Raw genomic sequence first — 22,660 nt, 5'->3', positions numbered from 1 at the left:
AAGTCGCGTCGACACTGCCGGGCGCGGTATCAGGCAATTTCCACGATTCCGTTGTTCAACACCACCACGTCGCGCGCATCCACGCGCGCGCGCACGTGCTGGCGTGTATCGCTATCGCGCCAGAACTGGAAGCGCACTTCTTCGCCCGGGTAAACCGGCGAAGTCAGGCGCAACGCCAGGCGCTTCAAGCGCGTTGCGTCGTTGCCGGCCAACAGGCGAATTGCAGCGTAGCCCGCCATACCGTAAGTCGCGAGCCCGTGCAGGATGGGGCGACTGAATCCCGCTTTGGCCGCCACCTCGGGATCCGCGTGCAACGGATTGGCATCGCCCGAAAGACGGTAGATCAACGCGGCATTGGCGCCGGTCGACAATACGTACTCGGCATCCGGCGCACGTTCCGGCACCGGCGGGAGTGCTTCCGGCGGCGCATCGCTGACGCCCGACTCCGTACTGAACCCGCCGTCGCCGCGCAAAAACGACACTTGCCGCACTTCAGCGAGCTGCTCGCCCGTCGAAGCGTCGATGATGTCGCGCATGAGCTCGACGATCGCACCCTTGCCGGCGCCCTTGTCCGAGATGCGGCTCACACGCGTCTTGCTGACGATGGTGCCGGCCACCGGCATCGGCCGCACGAAACGGACGTCCTGCTCGCCATGCACGAGCTTCAGATAGTCGATGCCCGTACGCGGATCGCGCATCCATGACTTCGGCCATGCAAACGCGGCCGCGCAAGTCGGCATCGCCTGCAGGTTCTTCTCATACACGTAGCGCAATTGATCGGCGTCCATCGGGTCTCCGCCCAGGCCGAGGCCCAGCGAGTACAGCATGATGTCGCGCTCGTCGTACGTCTGCGTCACATCTTCGATAGGCCAGTTCTTGACGACTTCGTAGTTCAGCATGAGGGTTTCCTGTATGTACTCAGTAGTCCGTGAAGTTCGGTTTGCGCTTCTCGAGAAAGCTCGCCATGCCTTCCTTGTAGTCATCGCACTGGTTCGCGATCGGCATGTCGAGCCCGGCGGACATCACGGCCTCGTGCGGCGTCTGGAACGGCACTTCCCAGACTTGCTCCTTCATGATGCGCATCGAGCGCGGCGAACAGTACTCGGCCATGTCCCGCGCGTAGGCGTAAGTCTCTTCGACCAGCTTCTCGGCGGGGATGGCCCGATTGACGAGCCCCATACGTTCGGCTTCCCGCCCCTTGATCTTGCGGCCCGACAGTAGCAGATCGAGTGCGTGCGCCTGGCCTACGTGGCGCGCGAGGATCCATGCCATCCCGTATTCCGCGGTCAGGCCGCGGCGCGCGAACGCCGTCGTAATGGTCGCGTCTTCCGCCGCGAACCGGATATCGCAAAAGAGTGCGTGAATGAGGCCAATGCCGACGGTCGCGCCGTTGAGCATCGCGATGACCGGTTTAGGAATCGCCGGATAGTAGGAGCAACGCGTCTGCCAGTCAGCACGCTTTCGCATGTCGAACGGGTGCGGCAGCTTGGTCATGAGCGCCGCGGGGTCGCCACCGAAGCTGTGGATATCGCCGCCCGCGCAAAACGCCTTCCCGGCGCCGGTGAAAACGATGACCCGCACGCCGCGATCCGCGCCCGCCGCCTGCATCGCCTCGTAAACTTCCGTCGCCACCTGGTCGTTCCAGGTGTTCATGTGTTCCGGGCGGTTCAGCGTGATCGTCGCGATCCGATCCTTGACGTCGTACAGAATGGTCTCGAAGTTCATGGATTGACCTCGGTGTTCAGAAGGAACGCGGCAGATCGAGCACATGCTCGGCGACGTACGACAGAATCAGGTTCGTCGAGATCGGCGCGACCTGATAAAGTCGCGTTTCGCGGAACTTGCGCTCGACATCGTATTCACACGCGAAGCCGAAGCCGCCATGCGTCTGCAAGCAGGCATTCGCCGCCTTCCACGAAGCCGTGGCCGCGAGATGCTTCGCCATGTTCGCTTCGGCGCCGCAAGCCTGGTGGTTGTCGAACAGCTCGCAGGCTTTGTAGCGCATGAGATCGGCCGCGCGCACGTCGACATACGCCTCCGCGATCGGGAACTGGATACCCTGGTTCATGCCGATCGGGCGGTCGAACACGATACGTTCGCTCGCGTACTTGGACGCGCGATCGACGAACCAGTAGCCGTCGCCGATGCACTCGGCCGCGATCAGCGCGCGCTCGGCGTTCAGACCATCGAGGATGTACTTGAAGCCTTTGCCTTCCTCGCCAATCAGGTTCTCTTCCGGGATTTCCAGATTGTCGAAGAACAGCTCGTTCGTCTCGTGGTTGACCATGTTCGGAATCGGCCGCACGGTCAGGCCATTGCCGATGGCGTGGTGCAGATCCACGAGGAAGCAAGACAGTCCATCCGACTTCTTCTTCACGTCCGACAACGGCGTGGTGCGCGCGAGCAAGATCATCATGTCCGAATGCTGGACACGCGATATCCACACCTTCTGACCATTGACCACGTAACGGCCGTCCTTTTTCACGGCGGTGGTCTTCAGCTTCGTGGTGTCCGTGCCCGTGGTCGGCTCGGTCACGGCCATCGACTGCAGGCGCAGTTCCCCGCTCGCGATCTTCGGCAGGTACTTGCGTTTCTGCACTTCGGAGCCGTTACGCAGCAGCGTGTTCATGTTGTACATCTGGCCGTGACAGAACCCGGAGTTGCCGCCGTTGCGGTTGATCTCCTCCATGATCACGGACGCCTCGGTCAGTCCGAGCCCGGAACCACCATACTCCTGAGGAATCAGCGCGGCCATCCAGCCCGCCTTGGTCAACGCGTCGACAAACGCCTCCGGGTAGACCCGTTCGTGATCGATGCGGCGCCAGTACTCATCGGGATATTCTTTCGAGAGATCACGCAGCGCGTCGCGCAGTTCCTGATACGGGTCGGGAGTGGAAATTCGGCTCATGAGTGGTTTCCGTTTACTTGGCTGGCGCGGCTCACGCTGCTGCGTCGATCAGCCCGCCGGCATCGGCGAGCTGGGCGAGATGATGCTCGGTCGAGCCGAACTGGATATCGATGACACTGAGGCGTCGCAGGTAATGGCCGACCTTGCACTCCTCGGTCATCCCGATGCCGCCGTGCAATTGCACGCCTTGCTGGCCGACGAAGCGGCCCGAGCGCCCGATCTGCACTTTCGACGCGGCCATGCTGCGGTCGCGTTCCGCCGCATCCGGCTCGTCGGCCATCATGGTTGCGAAGAGCGCCATGCTGCGTGCCTGCTCGACCGCGACCAGCATGTCGACGGCGCGATGCTGGAGGGCCTGGAAGGAACCGATCGGCTGGCCAAACTGCTTGCGGACCTTCAGATACTCGACGGTCTCTTCGTGCGCGGCGGCCATCGCGCCGACGGCTTCCGCGCTCACCGCGGCAATCGCGTGCGCGACGACCGTTTCGATCAGCGGCAATGCGGCACCCGCGACGCCCAGTACGTCGCTATCCGGAACGCGCACGCCCGACAATTCGATGTCGGCCGCGCGCAGCCGGTCTTGCGTCGGATATCCGCGGCGGGTCACGCCCGCCGCGTCGCCCCTGACCACGAACAGTCCGATGCCGTCACGCTCGCGCCTGCTGCCCGACACGCGCGCCGACACCACGAGAAGATCAGCGCTGTCGCCGTGCAGCACGATGCGCTTCGCGCCGTCGATGATCCATGCGTCGCCTTCGCGCCGCGCGGTGGTCGCCACGTCCGCCAGGTCGTACCGCGCCTGCGCTTCGCCATGCGCGAAGGCCATCAGCAGCTCGCCCTGCGCGATCTTCGGCAGAATCGCCTCGCGTTGCGCAGCGTTGCCGCCAATGCGCACCAAGCCGCCGCCCAGTACGACCGTGGCCAGGTACGGCTCGACCGCGAGACCGCGGCCCAACGCCTCCATCACGATCATCGTTTCAACGGGGCCGCAGTTGCTGCCGCCGTACGCCTCGTCGAATGAAAGGCCCAGCAGCCCCATTTCCGCATAGCGCGCCCATTGCGCACGACTGAAGCCGTCGGCCTCCGCCAGGTACTTCGCGCGCTGCTCGAAGCCGTACCCGTCCTTGACGAGGCGCTCGACGCTGTCCTTGAGCATGCGTTGCTCATTGGTGAAATCAAAGTCCATAGCCCATGCTTCTCCGCTGTTCGACCGTCGCTCAAAGTCCCAATACCGACTTGGCGAGAATGTTCTTCTGAATCTCGTTGGAGCCGCCCACAATCGAAACGTGACGCGCAAAGTAATGGTTCGGCGCGATCGTGAGTGCCCATTCGGGCTCGCGAACCGCGTCGCCAAGACCGCGCAGGAAATCGACGTCGAGCGGCAGCGCATCCGGGCCCGCGACTTCGAGCAGCAGTTCGGCGGAAAGCTGCTGGAGCTCCGAACCCTTGATCTTGAGGATCGACGTCTTCGGGTCCGGCACGTGGTCGTCTCGCGCACTGCTTTCGGCAATCACGCGCATCTGCGTCATTTCGAGCGCTTTCAACTCGACTTCCACCGCCGCGATCCGCTCACGAAGGCGCGGGTCGTCCCACAGCACGCCGTCGCCGCACGGCACGCGCTTCGCGAGGTCCTTTGCGAGGCGCACGCGCATCTTGGAAACGCCCACGCGCGCAATCCCGCTGCGCTCGTTGCCGAGGAGGTACTTCGCGTAGTCCCAGCCCTTGTTTTCCTCGCCAATGCGATTGGCGACCGGCACACGCACGTTGTCGAAGAACACCTCGTTGGTCTCGTGGTGGCCGTCTATCGTGACGATCGGGCGCACCGTGAGGCCGGGCGTCTTCATGTCGATCAACAGGTAGGTGATGCCCTGTTGCTTCTTTCCGCTCGAATCCGTGCGCACGAGACAGAACATCCAGTCGGCGTGATGCGCCGTCGAGGTCCAGAGCTTCTGCCCGTTGATGACATAGTGGTCGCCGTCGCGAACCGCCTGGGTGCGCAGCGCCGCCAGGTCCGAACCCGCGCCGGGTTCCGAAAAACCTTGGCAGAACCAGTATTCGAGGCTCGCGATGCGTGGCAGGAAGTGGCGCTTCTGCTCGTCGCTGCCGAACGCGATCAGTACCGGACCGATCATGTTCACGTTGAACGACAGCGTCTCGGGCGCTGGCGCCATGTGCAACTCTTCCTTGAAGATGTATTGCTGCACGGCACTCCAGCCCGTCCCGCCCCACGCCTTGTCCCACGCCGGCGTCGCCCAGCCGCGCTCGTGGAGAATGCGCTGCCAGCGGCGCAGGTCGGCCGACGAGTAGCGCTGCCCCAAGCTGGCCTTGCGTCGAATGTCGCCCGGCAGCGCTTCCTTGAAGAACGCTCTCACCTCGTTGCGGAACGCCAGCTCTTCGTCGGTATATCGCAGATCCATGAGTGTCTCGTCTCGTCTTTGTCCGGCATGCCTGCCGTGTGCCGTTCAGGCCAGCGTTCCCGCTTCCTTCAGCTTGCCAATCAGATCCGGTTCGAGCCACGCGGCGAGCGCGGCGTCGACCGTTGCGGCGCCGGGCGCTTCGGGCGCCGTCGGCTTCGCCGGCACGGTGGCGGAAAAGCGCGGCGCCGGAGCCGGCTGCACGATGCCGTCGACTTCGATGAACGTGCCGCGCGCCTTCAGATGCGCGTGCTCGGGCGCCTCCGTCCACGACAGCACGGGCGCAAAGCACGCGTCCGAATGCTCCAGCAGCGTCGTCCATTGGTCGCGCGTGCGGCTCTTGAACTTCAGCGCAAACAACGCACGCGCGGCTGCCCAATTTTTTTCATCGAGTTGCACACCTAGTGTTCGCGGGTCGATATCGAGCAGGCGCAACAGTTCGAGATAGAACTTGTCCTCGATGGGGCCGACCGTGATCCACTTGCCGTCCGCGCATTCGTATGCATCGTAGAAGTGGGATCCGGAGTCCGTGATGTTGGTCCCTCGCCCGTCGCGCCAGATTCCGGCGGCCTGCATGCCGAAGAAAGTGGTGGCGAGATTGGCCGTGCCATCGACGATCGCGGCATCCACGACCTGACCCGTGCCGCCGTTACGCGCGTGAATAATCGCCGAGAGGAGCCCCATCGCGAGATACAGCGAACCGCCCGCATAGTCGCCGATCAGGTTAAGCGGAATCGACGGCGGCTGATCGCGGCGACCGATGGCGTTGAGCACGCCGGTAATCGCGATGTAGTTCAGGTCATGCCCCGCGTACTGCGCAAGCGGGCCGTCCTGACCCCATCCCGTGATACGCCCATAGGCCAGCTTCGGATTGCGTTCGAGGCAAATCTGCGGACCGAGCCCCAAGCGTTCCGTCACGCCCGGGCGGAAGCCTTCGATCAAGGCATCCGCCCGCTCCACGAGGGAGAGCACGAGTTCCACGGCCTCCGGGTCCTTCAGGTCGAGCGCGATCGTCTTGCGGTTACGCAGCAGCAGGTTGAAGCGCAACGGGCGCTCGATGCCGAGCTTGACCGGTTGGCGACGCTCGATGCGCAACACGGTCGCGCCCAGATCGGCGAGCAGCATCGCCGCCATGGGGCCCGGCCCGATGCCGGCCAGCTCGACAATTCGAATTCCGTGTAGAGGACCCATCGTTCAGCCCTTGCGAGCATGGGCGCGCATGGCGTCCCATTGTTCTTCGGTCCAATCCTGCATGGCACGGAAGGTCGGCCCGCCAACGCCCTGCATCCAGCGGCCACCGTCGATCACGATCATGTCGCCGGTGATGTAGCCGGAGCCGTCCGACGCCAGATAGGCGTATAGATCGGCGAGTTCCGAGTGATCGCCGAAGCGCCGCAGCGGAACGGAGCGCTCCTGCGGTTCGACCTGCGAGCCGGGCGGATACAGCTGCTCCCACGCGCCGGGCGTCGGGAACAGCCCGGGTGCCACTGCATTCAGTCGAATCCCCTTCGGGCCCCACTCGACCGCGAGGCTTCGGGTCATCGCCAGGACACCCGCCTTCGCCGCGGCGGAGGGCACGGTAAAGGCCGAGCCCGTCATCGTGGGAGTCGACACCGTGCTGATCACGTTGCCCGCGTGGCCTGCGTCGATCCAGCGCTTGCCCGCCGCGATCGTGCAATAGAAGCTGCCGTGCAGCACGATGTCGAGCACGGCATCCACCGCGCGCGGCGAGAGACTCTCCGTGCGTGCGATGAAATTGGCCGCCGCATTGTTCAGCAGCACGTCGAGCGGACCGTCTCGCCAGATCGTATCCATCATTGCCTCGACGGATTCGGCGTTGCGCACGTCCGCTTGGACGGTCGTCACGCGTGCGCCTGGCACGTGGCCGCGAAATTCGTCGGCCGTCGACTTGAGCACTTCCTCGCGGCGACCGCAGATGACGAGATCGGCGCCCAGTTCGAGATAGCGTCGGCCGATGCTCTTGCCGAGTCCCGTGCCGCCGCCCGTGATCAGGATCCGTTTGTTCTTCAGCAGGTCAGACGTAAACATTCGCATTGAACTTCCAGTAGAGGCAAAAGGAACGGCGGTTTCACTCGCCCGTGAAAACCGGCTTGCGTTTTTCCATGAAGGCCTTCACGGCTTCGACGTGATCGCTGGTTTGACGCGTCAGCGGGTTGAGATCGGTCTCCAGACGGCAGGCGTCCTCGATCGAGTTGCCCGCATTGACGAGGCTCGCCTTCAGGAGCGCCAGCGTCACCGGCGGATAGCTCGCAAAGCGGGCCGCGGCCGCGATCGCTGCATCGCGCGCGTGTCCGCTCGCGCTCAGCTCGCTGACGAGGCCGATCCGCCGCGCCGTGGTTGCATCGATGACGTCGCCCTTGAGCATCAATTCACGCGCCTTGCCGCCGCCTACCTTTTGCGGCAGCGTCCACAGAATTCCGGTATCTGGCAGCAGGCCGACCTTGCCGAACGCACATGAGTATTTCGCCGTGTCGGCGCTGACCACGACGTCGCATGCCGCCGCCAGCGAGACGCCCGCTCCATAGCAGGAGCCTTCGACTGCCGCGACGACGGGCTTCGTGCCCGTATAAATCAGCTTGAAGAGCCGCACGCCCACCGCGATGCGCTCCCGCAATGCCAGCAACGGGGGCGTGCTCCCATGCATTTCGGACAGGTCGCCTCCCGCGCAAAAATGACCGCCGGCACCCGTCAGCACGATGGCGCGCGTGTCCGGGTCGTCGTTCATCAGCCGCTGAAAGACATCGGTCAGCGCCAGCCGCATCCTCATGGAGAACGCATTGCGTCGCTCGGGATAGTTCATCGTGACGACGGTCACGTCCCCTTCACGGTGGACCTGAACGATCTCGTCCGCACCCGCGGCCGTTTCCTTCTGCTCGTTACTCATCGGCTGGATCTCCGCGCTCACTCACCGGTGAAGACCGGCTGAGTCTTTTCCATAAATGCCTTGCAGGCCGCCTGATGGTCTTTCGACCGACGCAGAATCGGCTGATAGTCGATCTCGGCTCGCAGCGCGCCTTCCATCGTGGTCGCTGCGTTCGTGAGCGATTCCTTGAGCAGCGCCACGCCGAGCGGCGGCAATGCCGCGAGGCCCAGTGCAACTTCGATTGCCCTGGCGCGCGTCGCGCCCGACTCGACCACTTCGTTTGCCAGATCGATCGCGGCGGCCTGATTGCCATCGATCTCCGTGGCAAGCGACAGCATCTCGCGCGCGCGGGCCATGCCGATGCGCTTCGGAAGGGTCCACAGAATGCCGGTATCCGGAATCAGGCCGACGCGCAGAAACGCGGCGCAAAAGCGCGCGGTCGACGCCGCGACCACATAATCGGTCGCTACCGCGAGCGACAGTCCGGCGCCGAAGGCCACGCCTTCCACCGCCGCCACGACGGGCTTCGGCCCCGCCAGCATGTCGCGCACAACCGCGCACGATTCCGCCAGAATCTCGCGACTTTGCAGGATCGTGCGCTTCGTCATCTCGGAGATGTCCGCACCCGCGCAAAAATGCTCGCCCGCACCCGTGAGGACGATCGCACGCGATTCAGGGTCATCAATCATCAGGCGGTGGATCGTGTCGCGCAGCAACTGGCGCATATGGCGGCCCATCGCATTGCGGCGACGCGGATTGTTCAATGTCACGATCGCGACCGGCCCCTCGCGGGTCACCTCGATCAGCGATGCCGGTTCGGTCTCTACCGCTTGTCTTTCGCTCATGTTGGTTCCCTTCAGTCGGCCACGAAGACCGGCTTGCGCTTTTCCATGAAGGCGCTCACGGCCTCCTGGTGTTCGCGGCTACGGCGCAGGATGGGCTGCATGTTGACTTCGGCTTCGATGGCTTCGTCGAGCGTGCGGATGCCGGTTGCGAGCGCGGCCTTCAGGTACGCGGTGGCCACCGAGGGTAATTCCGCGTACTGCTGCGCCACCTTCAATGCCGCGTTCAACGCCTCGCCGGGCTCGACGACCCGATTGGCAAAGCCTGTCTCGCCGGCTTCGGCACCGTCGAACTCCCGTGCACTCAGCATGAGCTCACGTGCGAGGCCTCCACCCACGCGTTGCGACAGCGACCAGTAAAGGCCGGTATCGGGCAGCAACCCGACCTTGACGAACGCGCTCGCATATCGCGCAGCAGACGATGTAACGACGTAGTCGCAAGCCGCGGCGAGAGAGAGTCCGGCACCAAATGCGAAACCTTCGACAGCCGCGACAACCGCTTTCGGGCCTTCGACCATCAGTCTGAAGATATCGAGTGGCAACTCGTTGCGCTGTCGGTATTCGAGCACCTTGCGCGCCTGCATCTCCGAGATATCCCCGCCCGCGCAAAATGTATTGCCTGCGCCGGTCAATACGATTGCACGGCAGCTTTCTTCGTGATGCATCAGGCGATAAAGTTGCGCGTACAACGCTTCGCGCATCTTCAGAGAAAACGCGTTGCGCCGCTGGGGATAGTTCAGTGTGACGATTGCAATTGCGCCGTCCTGCCGGATCTGGACGATCTCAGCCGCATCGCTGCCGGTCTCTTCGCTCATCTGTCTGTCTCCTGTCGATCGGAGTTGGCGCTTTGGCGCTTGCTCCGATCTCATGCACTGCTATTGGCAACGGCCCTGACGGGCAGCCTGTCTTAAAGCGTTTCCTCGGTGCCGAGAATCACCGTGGCCTGGCTCGAGAGTACGCCGCCATTGCCGTGCGCGATGGCCAGCTTCGCGCCGGAGACCTGCCGCTCGCCGGCGCGGCCCGTCAGTTGCCGCATCGACTCTTCGATCAGGAACAGCCCATACATGCCGGGATGAACGCAGGACAAGCCGCCGCCATTGGTGTTCACCGCGAGCCGGCCGCCCGGCGCAATGGCGCCGTCGGCCACGAAGCGGCCACCTTCCCCCTTGGGGCAAAACCCCAAGTCTTCAAGGAACAGAATGGTGTTGATCGTGAATGCGTCGTAAAGCATCGCAATGTCGATATCGCTTGCGTTCACGCCCGCCATTTCATAGGCGCGCCGGCCCGATTGCGCCGCGGCGGTCACCGTGAGATCCGGCATGCTCGCGATCTCGCGATGCGAGGTGGCCGAGGCCGCGCCGAGCAGATACACCGGCTTGCCGGTCAGGTCGCGCGCGCGGTCGGCACGCACCATGACGACAGCTGCCGCGCCATCCGTCACCAGGCAGCAATCGCGTACGGAAAGCGGGTCGGATACGAGACGCGCACCCAACACGTCGTCGATCGACAAGGGCGTGCGCATGTATGCGTCCGGATTGAGTTGCGCCCACTTGCGCGCCGCCACCGCCACCTCGGCCAGATGCTCGCGCTTCGTGCCGAACTGGTGCATGTGTCGCGCCGCCGCAAGCGCATACGACGACACCGGATTCATCGGTTTGTACGGGGTCTCCCACGGCGAAGGCCGCGACGACTGCACGAGTTTGCCCGCCGCGCTGCGCTGGTTGCTCCCATAGGCGATCAACGCGACGTCGATCTGGCCCGTACACAGCGCCATGGCGGCCGTGTGCACGTATATTTCAAAGGCCGAGCCGCCGCTTCGGTTGTTGTCGGTGAACTTCGGGTTAATACCGAGGTATTCGGCAAACGTCAGGCCGGAGAGCATGTCGTCCGGCGTGCACACGAACAGCCCGTCGACATCGCCCGGCGTGAGTCCGACCTGGGCCAGCGCATCGACGCTCGCACGCGCGGCAAGGTCCATCGACGACAGGCCGGGTGCTTCCCCGATCCCATAGGTGGCGCCCGCCACCAATGCAGTACGCCCGCGCAAGTTGAATTCCATTCGATCTACCTTTCATCAGAAGCGACCGGCGCTTGATAGCCGGTTGCAGGTTAGCGGGCGTCAGGCCGGTTCGAACACGAGCAGCGCCGCATCCCCCCGGTAGACGATCTTCGCCTGCACGGGCATGCCGATGCACACCGCCTCCGGCTCGATGCCCTCCACGCAACTCAGCATGCGCACACCTTCTTCCAGGTCGATCACGGCGACGTTGTAGCTCGGCGTGGGCGGCTTCTGGCGCACGACCGTGGTGGAATAAACCGTGCCCTTTCCGCAGGCTTCGACCCACTCGAGATCCCGCGCGCCGGTCACCGGCTCGGCAACGCGCGGATAGAACACATAGCGGCCGCTGCTCTGGCTGCGCTGAATCATCAAGCGGCCCTCGGCCAGAAATTTCTGATAGTCGACTTCAGGACAAAGAGACTCCATTCCCCGCTCCTCCAATCGTTTTGCCGGGCTCCGTCGAATCGAGCCGCCTCGCCAGACCAAATTGAACATATACCCGAACACTGTTCTAAATACTAAACGCACCATGGGCGCCCTGTCAACGGCTACAAACGCATGCCGCGCCCCGCCCCATAAGGCTGACACTACATCGCAGCGAAATTCCGTACACACCTCGTACAAACCCGCGCCGAGCGGTTTCAGCGCTTGACGGCTGCCAACCACGTCGTTTACTTTACCGAACATTGTTCGATATTATGAAGGCGCCGGATGATTCGGCTGTGAACGGCGAGGGCGACGGTTGCCCGTGCCATAAGACGAATCCGGGGCCGGCCCGGAAAACCGCCAGCAAGAGAGCTCCAAGTGACATACGAACTGACAGACGACCAGATACAGATCCGTGATCTCATCCGTCGCGTCGCGAGAGAGCGCGTGGCGCCGCGCGCCGACGAGATCGATCGCACCGCCGAATATCCGCACGACATATTCGCACTGCTGAAGGAGCTCGGCCTCTTCACGTTGCCCTTTCCGGAAGCCTATGGCGGGGCCGGCAGCGTGATGTCCGCCTGTATCGCCGTCGAGGAATTCGGGCGGGTTTGCTACAACACCGGCTATTTGCTGGTCGTGCAATGGACGCCCTTTGGCGCCATTCTCGAAGGCGGCACGGAAGAGCAGAAGGCACGCCTTTTGCCTGGTCTCGCTTGCGGCGACTTGCGTGGCGCACTCTCCATTACCGAAGCCCAAAGCGGCTCCGACGTCTCCGGCATCCGCACCACGGCGCGTCGCAAGAACGGCGGCTATGTACTGAACGGTTCGAAGATCTGGTGCACGAATTCGCATATTGCCGACTTCATTCTCGTCGCCGCGAAGACGCTCGATGAGCAAGGTCAGCCGCTGGGCATCAATCTCTTCATCGTCGATCGCCACACACCGGGCCTCACCATCGGCAACGAAGAAGACAAGATGGGCGCGCGAGGCGTGCCGTCGTGCCCGCTCTATTTCGACGACGCCTTCATCCGTGCGGATGATCGTCTCGGGCCGGAAGGCAGCCAGGGATTCAAGGTGGCGATGGAAGCACTCAACACCAGCCGCCCCATTGTCGCGGCACGTGCGGTCGGCATCGCACAGGGTGCGATCGATCACGCCGTCAAATTCATTCAGGACCGCGTCGCGTTTGGCCAGGCCATCAGCGACTTCCAGGGCGTGCGCTGGATGATCGCCGACATGGTGACGCAGACCGAAGCCGCGCGCCAGCTCGTCTATCGCACCGCGTCACTGGTCGACGCGGGTGTGAGCGGACGTGAACTCGCTCCAATGGCTGCGATGGCGAAGATGTTCGCATCCGATGTCGCGATGAAAGTCGCGACCGACGCCGTGCAGTTGTTCGGCGCGGCAGGCATCTCCAACGAGTATCCGATCAACCGTTATTTCCGCGACGCGAAAGTGGTGCAGATCATCGAAGGCACCAACCAGATCCAGCGCAATATCGTCGCGGACAACGTGCTGGGCCGTATCAGGAAGAACCAAGAGCGACAGCCAGGCTGACGAGCGAGCGACAATCACCGAGGAACAGGCAATGGAAGAAATTGAAACGGTTGGTTTGGGTATCCACTGGGAGGATCTGCCCGTCGGACGCAAATTCAAGACGGTGGGCCGGACCGTTACCGAAACGGACGTCGTGAACTTCGTTTCCGTGACCGGCATGCTGGAAGTGCTGTTCACCAACACCGAGTTCCTGAAGGAGCAGTCCGCCATCAAGGGTCGCGTCGCGCCGGGCGCGCTCGTGTTTACGCTCATGGAAGGGCTGCTCACACAGGCCACCATGCAGGGCGTCGGCTTCGCGTTCCTGAACATGGAGCTGGATATCAAGGGTCCAACCTATGTCGGCGATACGATTCATGTCGAATGCGAAGTCATCGAATGCCGACCCAGCAAAGGGCGCCCCGGACTTGGCCTCGTACGCACGCGTAACCGCGTGATCAAGCAGGACGGCGAAGAAGTGATGGTGTACACGCCGCTCAGGCTCGTGAAGGGAAAAGAGTACAAGGCCTGAGCATGGAAAATCCACAACAACCCCTTGAACGGGCCACGGGCCCGTTAGCCGGTGTTCGCGTGATCGACCTGACCATCAACGTGCTCGGTCCGGTCGCCACGCAATTGCTCGGCGACATGGGCGCGGATGTCATCAAGATCGAACCGCCCGACGGCGATCAGAACCGCAAGAACGGCCCCGGCCATAACCCTGACATGGCCGTGTTCTACACGATCATGAACCGCAACAAGCGCAGTATCGTGCTGAACCTGAAGCAGGCCGAGTGCCGCGAAGCGCTGCTCAAGCTTGTCGAGACGGCCGATGTCATCGTGCACAGCATGCGACCGAGCGCGGCCGAGCGCCTCGGCATCGGCTACGAAGCCGTGCGCGCGCGAAATCCACGCATCGTGTACGCGTCGGGCGCGGGTTACCGCATCGATGGCCCCTACAAGGATCGCCCCGCGTTCGATGACGTGATCCAGGGCGAAAGCGGCATTGCCGCGATGAACCGCGACATCGACGGCTCACCGCGCTATTTCCCTACGGTGATCGTCGACAAGTTCTGCGGTTACGTGCTGGCGTCGTCGATCAGCATGGCGCTTTTCCATCGTGAGCGCACCGGCGTCGGTCAACTCGTCCACGTGCCGATGTTCGAGACGATGCTGCAGTTCAATCTCTTCGAGCATCTTTGGGAAGGCGCGCTCGGCTCCAATGATGGTACGGGTCTTGGCTATCCCCGCATGTTTTCGCCGTATCGCAGGCCCTATGCGACGAAAGACGGCCACATCTGCTTGCTCGCGGTAAACAACGATCAGTGGCGCCGCGTGCTATGCGCGATCGATGCGGCGCACCTGCTCGACGATCCGCGCTTCTGCCACATGACCGAGCGCATGCGCAACATCAACGAGCTGTACCGCATCGTCGGCGATGCCATCCGCAACAAGACCACGGCGGAATGGAATGCAATTTTCGCATCGGCGGACGTGCCGCACGGCCCCGTACGCGACCTCAAAGACCTGATGCACGATGCATACCTCAAGGAGACCGGCTTCTTTCAGCGTGTCGACCACCCGACCGAGGGTGAAATGGTCATGACGTCGATCCCGGTGCACTTCTCCGAGTCGCCCGGCAACGTTCGCTATCTGCCGCCGAATCTCGGCGAGCACAGCATCGAAGTGCTCATCGAGGCCGGCTATAGCGCAAGCGAAGCCAGCGCACTCGTTGCCCGTGCCACGGGAAAAAGCGAAACCGCCACCGAAGCGTTGAGCAAAGACTAACTGGCGCGCATGCGCGTCGCACATCACGGAGGGAATCAATGAAGGGGCTCAAGGAGAAGGTCGTCGTCGTCACCGGCGCCGCGGGCGGGATCGGAACCGCGATCAGCAAACGATTCGGCGAGGAAGGCTCGACGGTCGCGCTGTTCGACCTGAACGAAGAAGGCGCTGCGCGTGTCGCGGCGGAAATCGAGGCGGCAGGGGGCAAGGCGCGTGCGTACCGCGTCGACATCACGGATCACGAAGGCGTGCATGCCGCAGTAGCAAAAGTCGAGGAGGAACTTGGTCCGATCGACGTTCTCGTCAACAACGCCGGCTGGGACATGGGGGCTTTCTTCCTGCAAACCGAGAAACCGTTCTGGGACAAAGTCGTTGCGATCAATCTGTACGGTCCGCTGAACATGCACCATGCCGTGCTGCGGCGCATGGCCGAACGCGGTCGTGGCCGCGTCGTCAACATTTCGTCGGATGCCGGGCGCGTGGGCTCTTCGATGGAAGCGGTGTACTCGTTCTGCAAAGGCGGCCTGATCGCATTCACGAAGACGATGGCGCGCGAGATGGCCCGCCAGCAGATTCCCGTCAACGTCGTCTGCCCCGGCCCCACCGCCACCCCGCTGCTCGACAATCTCGCGCAAGGCGAGAAAGGCGAGCGCATCAAGGCCGCGCTCGTCAAGGCCGTACCGTTCGGCCGGATGGGCGAGCCTGGCGACATCCCCGGCGCGGTGGCCTTCCTCGCAAGCGACGACGCCGCTTTCATCAGCGGCCAAGTCATCAGCGTCTCCGGCGGTCTGACGATGGCCGGCTAATCATCGCGTCGGACCTCTTCAACAACCCACATCGGAATACGACATGGAATTCAAGGACATTATCTACAAGGAGGCGGATGGTGTCGCGACGATCACCATCAATCGCCCCAGCGTCTACAACGCATTCAACGCCAATACCTGCGAAGAACTCATCAAGGCCTTCGGTCTCGCCGGATGGAACAAGGATATCGGCGTCGTGGTGCTCACGGGTGCGGGCGAAAAGGCGTTCTGCACGGGTGGTGACCAGTCCGGCGACGGCTACAACGGGCGCGGCACCGTGGGTCTGCCGATCGAGGAACTGCAAAGCATCATCCGCGACATTCCGAAGCCGGTCATCGCACGTGTCAATGGCTACGCGATCGGCGGCGGCAACGTCCTCGTGACGATCTGCGACCTCGCCATTGCGTCGGAAACCGCGATCTTCGGTCAGGTCGGCCCGAAGGTCGGCTCGGTCGATCCGGGTTTCGGCACCGCGTACCTCGCACGCATCATCGGCGAGAAGCGCGCGCGCGAAATCTGGTATCTGTGCCGGAAATACAGTGCCAAGGAAGCGCTCGACTGGGGCCTCATCAATGCGGCCGTGCCGCCCGAGCAACTCGATGCGGAAACGAAGAAGTGGTGCGACGAGATTCTGCAGATGAGCCCCACCGCCATTGCGCTGGCAAAACGCTCGTTCAATATCGACACCGAGAATATTCGCGGCATCGGCGCGTTCGCGATGCAGGCGCTCGCGATGTATTACGACACGGACGAGTCGAAGGAAGGCGGCAATGCGTTCCGCGAAAAGCGCAAGCCGGAGTTCCGCAAGTACGTGAAATAAGATAAGGCAACAACATGGCGACAGGTGGGTAACCCGTCGCCATCCCAACGCATTTCAAACCTTGTGCTCGTGCAGCGATCCCGACGCACGGGCAGATCACGCGGGGAGACCGCGGCGCGCCCTATTCCGCGCCGCCGGCGGTCCGAATGTCCATCCGGTCCTGGTTGCGCGGCAACTGATCGGTGCACGTGCCGTCTTTCTGTTATTGATACCCGTGTTGATGCTTCCGATATTGGCCTAACCGGCGCGCGGTTGACATTCCCATATGGGAGGCAATGTGTACGCGCTCGAAGGAAAGCTATGGACCCGATCCACGATCCTGCGCAGCCGAGCGCAGACTACGACGCATTGCTGCGCCTGATATATGAAGGCCCGCTGGAACCCGAACCATGGCGCATATTTCTGCGCGAGATCAGACGGCGCCTGCAATGCGGCTATGCAAATCTGGCCTTCCACGGTGTGGCGCCCGCGCCGGCGGAAATCATCGGTATCGAGGACGCCGACTGGGATTGCTCGCCTCACGGGCGGCGCTATCAGGATGCCTACGCAAAGCTCGACCCACTTCCCTACCTCGCGATGCAGCCCGGTGAGCACTATCTGCTCGAGGATCTGCTGGCCAGCGCTGGCGCAGCGGGTGACCGGTTCTATCGAGAATTTCTGCAGCCCGCCGGTATGGACCGCATGATCATCCTGTACGTGGCCGAGCCGGGCGGAATGCGTGCATGGTTGAGCGTGGCTCGCAAGGAGCCCGCGCCGCCGTTCGCCGATGAAGAAAGCGCACTGATTCGCGCAATCGCTCCGCATTTGACCAGCGCCCTCAAACTGTTCGCGACGCTGACGAGAAAGGAGATCGAGCGCAGCGTCTACCGGGATGCCGTCAACCACTTTGCGATCGGTACCATCATCCTCGACCGCCTCACCAAGGTGATCGATGTCGATGACGTTGCCACCCGCGTCATGGCGGAAAATCCGGTTCTCACCATCCGCGGTGAGCAGCTGCAAATTGCCTCGGGCGAGGCCAACAAGGAGTTCGAGGCACTGATCCAGTCGGGCCTGGCTGCCGGGGCCCGCACGTTCTGCCGCGCGATGCGGCTTCCGCGGCATCCGCATTTGGGGTTGCTGGTACGCAGCGTCGACGGGCCATTACGTTGCATCAGCAACAGCGCGCCTGCGCTCGCCGTTCACATCAGCGACTCGCGTATGGAACGGACGGCGCCCGAACGCCAGCTGATGGCCCTGCTCGGGCTTTCGCGCACGGAGGCGGAGTTGGCCGTGCAGCTTTGCCATGGACGTACGCTGGTCGAGGCCGCCCAGGCCCTTGGCCTGACCGAGCAAACCGTCCGGACCTACTCCAAGCAGATCTTCGCCAAGACAGGCGCCCGACGACAGGCGGATCTCGTCCGTCTTATCCTCACCAGCGTCGCAACCCTCGCGGCCTAATGGTAGGGGTCGCGCTCACGGCGATGAAATCAGGGACTGTCCAATGATCCCGATTCCGCGGCGCTCGATCTTCGCCATGACGCCGTCTATGTCATGAGCTTGTTGAGCCGATTCGCAGATGCCACCGCGTCGTCGATCATCTCGTCGAAGATTGCCTCGACGCTCCTGACCGCATCGGCAAAGACCGCCGCATGGCCGTAGTCGATCATGCCCTTGCGGGTGTCGCCGGTCACGTACGCCTCGTGTGCAAGCGCGCCCATCACGTGGGGACGGAAGCGCTCAAACTCGGTCACCTGCGCGCGATCGAGTTCCAGAACCGCCTCGGCGCTCTCGTTGCGCAGCACGCGGTGGTGATCACGAATCGCCGACTTGACCACGACGCTCTCGCTGCCGTCGCCCTCAACGACCTTCGCCTTGACATCCGGATGAATCCACAGCTCCTCGGCAACCAGCATGCGCGTGCCCATGATGACAGCATCGCCCCCCATCGCCAGAACACCCGCGAGTTGCCGCCCGGTACCGATGCCGCCGCCTATCACCACGGGCAAGTCAATTTCCCGCGGCGCCTGCGCGGCCTGAACGATGCTGCCGATCTGATAGATGCCGGGATGGCCGCCGCATTCGTTACCGACGACGATCACACCGTCGACACCCATGCGCATCGCCGTATGCGCGTAGCGCACGGCGGGCACCTTGTGCAGAACCTTGACGCCCGCTTCCTTCAGTAGCGGTACGATCGCTTCCGGGCTCGCGCCGGCCGTCTCGACGCAAACGACGCCCTCTTCGATCAGAATGCGGATCTGTTGCTTGACACGCTCCATGCCGCCCGCTTGCCGCGATATGTAGAGATTGACGCCAAATCGCTTCGCGCCGCTGAGTTCTCGACAGGTGCGCAACTCGTCGCGAAATTCGTCAGCATCGGGAAAGCCGGCACCGACAATGAACCCCATTCCGCCCGCGTTGACGACGGCGGCAACATATCGGGCGTCTGACACCCGCGGCCCGAGACCGCCGCAAAGAATGGGGTGACGAATGCCGAGCAGATCGGTAATTCGCGTCTTGAGCATCTGGGGGCGCACGTTGCCGACTCCTGGTTCAGGTTAGCGAAACGAGATCGTGTGGCCGCCGTCCACCGCGATCGTCTGACCGTTGATATAGCCACCCGACGGTGAAGCCAGCAGGACGGCAAGCCCGGCGATCTCCTCAACCTCGCCGAAGCGTTGCGAAGGATTGCGGCCACGGTACCACTCGACCATCGCGTCATCCTCCCATTGCGAACGCGCCATTTCGGTCTTGAAGGTTCCGGGCGCGATGCAGTTGGCCGTGATGCCCTTCGCGGCGAATTCAGTCGCGAGATTTCGCACCAGTTGCATGTCCGCGGCCTTGGTGAGCCCATACGTTCCCGTCACGGGGTCGCCGAACAGGCCGACCACCGAGGCTACAGAAATGAAGCGGCCATAGCCGCGCTCGATCATGCCGGGCATGGTCATCTGAGCGAGCCAGATATTGCTCTGCACGTTGACCTGCATGAACTTGTTGAACGTCTCGTCCTGCAGGTCGAGGACGGACCCGACCCACGGATGAATTGCTGCATTGGCCATCACGATATCGACTCTGCCCCACTCGCCGTTCGCTGCATCCACGAGATTTTGCAGCTCTGCCTTCCGCCCGATGTTGCAGGCAAACGGCATGGCCGCGCGGCTGCCGATCCTTTCGTTGATCGCTTGCGCGGCAGTTTCGCAGACGTCGCCATTGCGGCCCGAAATAACGACTTTCGCACCATGCTCGGCCATGCCGAGCGCGCTGGCGTACCCGATGCCACGACTCGATCCGGTGACGATGGCGACCTTGTCAGTCAAGTCGAAAAGCGAAGAGCGCATGTGTACTCCACACAAAATTGGCGGTGTGCCGATGAAAAAGGATCGCCGGGCAGAATCAGTCCTTGTTGCGTTTCTGCTGGGCGATGAAAGCCGATGCGATCTCGTGATGCTCGTTGCTGAGCGTCGCAGCAAGTTGCCGCGCAAGCGGCGTATCGAGCATCTGCGCCGCGCTGCGATGAAGGTGAAGATTCATCAGTTTCTTGGTTTCGCGCAGCGCTTGACGCGGTTGTTTGAGCAGTTTTTCGGCCAGCGCCAACGCCTCGTCCATCAGCTTTCCGGGCTCCACGACGCGATTGGCGAGGCCGTATTCAACCGCCTGGTGCGCAGTGATGCGATCGCCGGTGAAGATCAGCTCCTTCGCCCGCAGAAGGCTCGTGTAGAGCGGCCACGCCACGGAAATTCCATCGCCGACGACGAGACCGATGTTGATATGCGGCTCGGCCAGAAACGCCTTCTCGGACATCAGCACGATGTCGCACAGCGTAGCCATCGTCGCGCCCCAACCCACCGCGGGGCCGTTGACTGCCGCGATGATCGGGATCGGTACGTCGATGAAACCGTGTATGGTCTGGCGCGCGTTCTCTTGAACGCGCCGGGCAAAATCAGCGTCGTCGAGCGTCTTGACGAAGTGGTTCATGTCTCCGCCCGCGCTGAATGCCCGCCCCGCGCCGGTGAAAATGGCCACGCGTGCATCGGCATCTTCAGCGAGCGCGGCGAATAGCTTCGGATAGCTGAAAAGCATCTCCGATGTCGATGCGTTCAGATCGGCCGGCCGGTTGAGCGTGATGATGCGCAAGCCGCCGTCGGCTTTCACCTGAATATCGTCTGGAAGGCCGTAGAGATTTGTCATGTTGGTAGCCAACTTGGGGCGAAGTCGCTGGATGAGCGGGCGAGCCTGCGCCCGCGTTATGCGGTTTGTCTGGAAGGTCGGCTACTTCTGCACCTGCCACGCCATGCCGCCGCGTTGCCTTCGTTCCGCCAAAGCCTCTTTCTCGATACGCAATGCTTCTTCGAGCGTTGCCAGTGCACCCTGATCGATCACGCGCTTGACTGTTGCGACGAGATCGGGATCGCGGCTCGCAATCGTATTCGCTACCGCCGCGGCACGCTCCATCAACTGATCGTGCGCAAGCACCTCGTTGACGAGGCCGATGCGCAATGCCGTGGCCGCGTCGATCGGCTCGCTCGTGAAGCTGAACTGCTTGGCCCACCTTGAGCCCACGATATGCGGCAACCGCGCAGTCATTCCACCACCGGCAAGTGCGCCAATTTTCGTGTGCGTGTCGGCAAAGCGTGCGCGCTCCGACGCGATGATGAAATCGCACCCCATCGCAAGCTCGAGCCCGCCGGTGACGGCGGCGCCGTTCACAGCCGCGATGACGGGCTTGCTAATGCGCGCCCACATATCGATCATTTCCGCGACTCGCGCACGCGGCGCATCGGGGGCGGAGAAGTCATTCAGATCGAGTCCCGCGCAAAAGGCCGGATCGGCGCCCGTGACGATGAGCACACGCAGGCTTTCGTCGGCTTCGAACCGGTGGATTGCGTCGACGAGCGCTTCAGTCAACGCAAGGTTCAACGCGTTGCGGGCGTCGGGCCGATTCAGTGTCAGCGTGAGAACCACGCCCTCTTGCGTCAGGTCCAGCAAATCGGCTCGCTTTGCGTCCATGTCAGTGCCTCGATAGGGGTTCACGCAGCTGCAGCCAAGGCCTCGCGCTGGATCTGCCGGGCATAGCGATTCAGGTGATAGTCCATGTTGCCGAACAACGTGTCGAGCACGAGGTGGCGGCGATAATGATGGCCCACCTTGTATTCGTTGGTGATGCCGTAGCCGCCGTGCAGTTGGATGCCTTGCTGCGTGACGAACTTCGCGCTGCGAGTGGTCTGCGCCTTGCAGCCCGAAATTTCAACGCTTCGCTTTTCACTGTCCTCGCTGAGCGCGGCCAATGCACGATGCAGGGTTGCTCGCGCCTGCATTGCCTCGATCGCCATGTCGGCCATCCGGTGTTGCAGTGCCTGGAAGGTGCCGATTGCAACGCCGAACTGCTTGCGCGTCTTCAGGTATTCGGAAGCGAGTTCGATGGCGTCTTCCATATCGCCCACGAGCTCGGCGCAGAGCGCGACGATCGCTTCGTCAACCGCGCCCTGCAATCCTTCGAATGCACGACCAGCGTCGCCGACGACATCGGACTGCGCGACCATCACGCCTTCGAGCAGCAGGTCGGCCGACGGTGTGCCATCGAGCAGCTCATACGTCTTGAGCGTCACGCCGGATTGTTCTGGATCGACGAGAAACACGCCGATGCCGCCCGTGTCACTGACCGCCCCCCCGGTGCGAGCGACGACGAGCAGGCGATCGGCGACCGGCGCGCCGACCACGAGCGTCTTGTAACCGTCGAGACGCCAGGCGCCGTCTGACGTCTGGTTCGCCGTGGCCGTTACGTAATGCAGCTGGCCGCGCGCGTCACGTTCGCTATGCGCGACCGCGTAGACGGCCTCTCCGGAGGCGATCTCACCGAGAATCGTTTCGCGCTGCCCTTCGCGGCCACATCGCATCACGATCGACGCCGGAAGCACACCGCACATCACGTAGGGTTCCAACACCAGTGCGCGCCCGATCTGCTCGGCCACGATGGCGCTTTCCACCGGCGAGAAACCGAGCCCGCCCATCTCCTCCGGCACCGCGATGCCAAACCAGCCCATTTCCGCGAGCGTGTGCCACGTCTTGCGCGAAAAGCCGCCGCCTTGCGTAGCCAGATGACGGCGATGTTCGAACGTATAGCTCTTTTGCACGAAGCGTTGCGCGCTTTCTTGCAACATCCGCTGTTCGTCGCTCAACTCAAAGTCCATGCTGCACCCT

At 62.9% G+C, this 22,660-nt stretch carries 23 protein-coding genes; 6 read left to right on the top strand and 17 right to left on the bottom strand.

Features of this window, described 5'->3' with window-relative positions; genetic code table 11:
- Positions 1–29: 29 nt before the first annotated feature.
- The 12 genes from HWX76_RS11995 to HWX76_RS11940 all read right to left on the bottom strand — a co-directional run bounded on the left by HWX76_RS11995 (position 30) and on the right by HWX76_RS11940 (position 11,533).
- Complete coding sequence (locus tag HWX76_RS11995) at positions 30–899, bottom strand: MaoC/PaaZ C-terminal domain-containing protein (protein ID WP_012337321.1); 870 nt, start codon at positions 897–899, stop codon at positions 30–32.
- A 19-nt stretch (positions 900–918) separates the two neighbouring features.
- Complete coding sequence (locus HWX76_RS11990; RefSeq protein WP_012337320.1) at positions 919–1,725, bottom strand: enoyl-CoA hydratase; 807 nt, start codon at positions 1,723–1,725, stop codon at positions 919–921.
- A 16-nt stretch (positions 1,726–1,741) separates the two neighbouring features.
- The gene (locus tag HWX76_RS11985) at positions 1,742–2,908 is read right to left on the bottom strand and encodes an acyl-CoA dehydrogenase family protein (RefSeq protein ID WP_012337319.1); all 1,167 of its coding nucleotides are present in this window, start codon (positions 2,906–2,908) and stop codon (positions 1,742–1,744) included.
- 31 nt (positions 2,909–2,939) lie between these two features.
- On the bottom strand, positions 2,940–4,205 hold the full coding sequence (locus HWX76_RS11980; RefSeq protein WP_244137966.1) for an acyl-CoA dehydrogenase family protein: 1,266 nt from the start codon (positions 4,203–4,205) through the stop codon (positions 2,940–2,942).
- Complete coding sequence (locus HWX76_RS11975) at positions 4,126–5,325, bottom strand: acyl-CoA dehydrogenase family protein (RefSeq protein ID WP_176015852.1); 1,200 nt, start codon at positions 5,323–5,325, stop codon at positions 4,126–4,128. Before HWX76_RS11975 ends, HWX76_RS11980 begins: the two co-directional genes overlap by 80 nt.
- 45 nt (positions 5,326–5,370) lie before the next feature.
- Positions 5,371–6,513, bottom strand: coding sequence for a CaiB/BaiF CoA-transferase family protein (locus HWX76_RS11970; RefSeq protein ID WP_012337316.1), 1,143 nt, complete (start codon positions 6,511–6,513; stop codon positions 5,371–5,373).
- Between the two features lie 3 nt (positions 6,514–6,516).
- Positions 6,517–7,371 (bottom strand): SDR family oxidoreductase, encoded by an 855-nt coding sequence (locus tag HWX76_RS11965; protein ID WP_041492307.1) that lies wholly within the window; start codon positions 7,369–7,371, stop codon positions 6,517–6,519.
- A gap of 40 nt (positions 7,372–7,411) precedes the next feature.
- Complete coding sequence (locus HWX76_RS11960) at positions 7,412–8,227, bottom strand: enoyl-CoA hydratase/isomerase family protein (RefSeq protein ID WP_012337314.1); 816 nt, start codon at positions 8,225–8,227, stop codon at positions 7,412–7,414.
- Between the two features lie 17 nt (positions 8,228–8,244).
- Entirely contained in the window at positions 8,245–9,051 is an 807-nt protein-coding gene (locus HWX76_RS11955; protein ID WP_012337313.1) for an enoyl-CoA hydratase/isomerase family protein, read from the bottom strand.
- Between the two features lie 11 nt (positions 9,052–9,062).
- Positions 9,063–9,863, bottom strand: a complete 801-nt coding sequence (locus tag HWX76_RS11950) for an enoyl-CoA hydratase/isomerase family protein (protein WP_012337312.1) — start codon at positions 9,861–9,863, stop codon at positions 9,063–9,065.
- Between the two features lie 92 nt (positions 9,864–9,955).
- Positions 9,956–11,107, bottom strand: a complete 1,152-nt coding sequence (locus tag HWX76_RS11945) for a thiolase (RefSeq protein WP_012337311.1) — start codon at positions 11,105–11,107, stop codon at positions 9,956–9,958.
- 60 nt (positions 11,108–11,167) lie between these two features.
- A complete protein-coding gene (locus HWX76_RS11940; RefSeq protein ID WP_012337310.1) occupies positions 11,168–11,533 on the bottom strand; it encodes an OB-fold domain-containing protein in 366 nt (121 codons plus the stop codon).
- A gap of 378 nt (positions 11,534–11,911) precedes the next feature.
- Between HWX76_RS11940 and HWX76_RS11935 the strand changes: the two genes are divergently transcribed.
- From HWX76_RS11935 to HWX76_RS11910, 6 genes are all read left to right on the top strand, one after another.
- Positions 11,912–13,093, top strand: a complete 1,182-nt coding sequence (locus tag HWX76_RS11935) for an acyl-CoA dehydrogenase family protein (protein ID WP_176015851.1) — start codon at positions 11,912–11,914, stop codon at positions 13,091–13,093.
- Positions 13,094–13,124: 31 nt separating this feature from the next.
- The gene (locus HWX76_RS11930; protein WP_012337308.1) at positions 13,125–13,601 is read left to right on the top strand and encodes a MaoC/PaaZ C-terminal domain-containing protein; all 477 of its coding nucleotides are present in this window, start codon (positions 13,125–13,127) and stop codon (positions 13,599–13,601) included.
- A gap of 2 nt (positions 13,602–13,603) precedes the next feature.
- Entirely contained in the window at positions 13,604–14,857 is a 1,254-nt protein-coding gene (locus HWX76_RS11925; protein WP_012337307.1) for a CoA transferase, read from the top strand.
- 38 nt (positions 14,858–14,895) lie between these two features.
- Entirely contained in the window at positions 14,896–15,660 is a 765-nt protein-coding gene (locus HWX76_RS11920) for a glucose 1-dehydrogenase (RefSeq protein WP_012337306.1), read from the top strand.
- 43 nt (positions 15,661–15,703) lie between these two features.
- The gene (locus tag HWX76_RS11915; protein WP_012337305.1) at positions 15,704–16,480 is read left to right on the top strand and encodes an enoyl-CoA hydratase-related protein; all 777 of its coding nucleotides are present in this window, start codon (positions 15,704–15,706) and stop codon (positions 16,478–16,480) included.
- Positions 16,481–16,780: 300 nt separating this feature from the next.
- A complete protein-coding gene (locus HWX76_RS11910) occupies positions 16,781–17,920 on the top strand; it encodes a LuxR C-terminal-related transcriptional regulator (protein ID WP_012337304.1) in 1,140 nt (379 codons plus the stop codon).
- Positions 17,921–18,006: 86 nt separating this feature from the next.
- On the opposite strand, the gene HWX76_RS11905 is transcribed toward HWX76_RS11910, so the two are convergent.
- The 5 genes from HWX76_RS11905 to HWX76_RS11885 all read right to left on the bottom strand — a co-directional run bounded on the left by HWX76_RS11905 (position 18,007) and on the right by HWX76_RS11885 (position 22,650).
- On the bottom strand, positions 18,007–18,999 hold the full coding sequence (locus HWX76_RS11905) for a nitronate monooxygenase (protein ID WP_012337303.1): 993 nt from the start codon (positions 18,997–18,999) through the stop codon (positions 18,007–18,009).
- A 21-nt stretch (positions 19,000–19,020) separates the two neighbouring features.
- The gene (locus HWX76_RS11900; protein WP_012337302.1) at positions 19,021–19,800 is read right to left on the bottom strand and encodes an SDR family oxidoreductase; all 780 of its coding nucleotides are present in this window, start codon (positions 19,798–19,800) and stop codon (positions 19,021–19,023) included.
- A 55-nt stretch (positions 19,801–19,855) separates the two neighbouring features.
- Positions 19,856–20,650: an enoyl-CoA hydratase/isomerase family protein gene (locus tag HWX76_RS11895; protein ID WP_012337301.1), complete on the bottom strand. Its 795-nt coding sequence runs from the start codon at positions 20,648–20,650 to the stop codon at positions 19,856–19,858.
- Positions 20,651–20,731: 81 nt separating this feature from the next.
- A complete protein-coding gene (locus HWX76_RS11890) occupies positions 20,732–21,469 on the bottom strand; it encodes an enoyl-CoA hydratase (RefSeq protein WP_012337300.1) in 738 nt (245 codons plus the stop codon).
- 20 nt (positions 21,470–21,489) lie between these two features.
- A complete protein-coding gene (locus tag HWX76_RS11885; protein WP_012337299.1) occupies positions 21,490–22,650 on the bottom strand; it encodes an acyl-CoA dehydrogenase in 1,161 nt (386 codons plus the stop codon).
- Positions 22,651–22,660 lie beyond the last annotated feature (10 nt).

Origin of the sequence: Burkholderia sp. BCC0398, assembly GCF_902833245.1 — a bacterium.
In the GTDB taxonomy this organism is placed as follows: Bacteria; Pseudomonadota; Gammaproteobacteria; order Burkholderiales; family Burkholderiaceae; genus Burkholderia; species Burkholderia sola.
The sequence above is the reverse complement of the archived record's forward strand: the minus strand, read 5'-3'. Positions and strand labels throughout refer to the sequence as shown.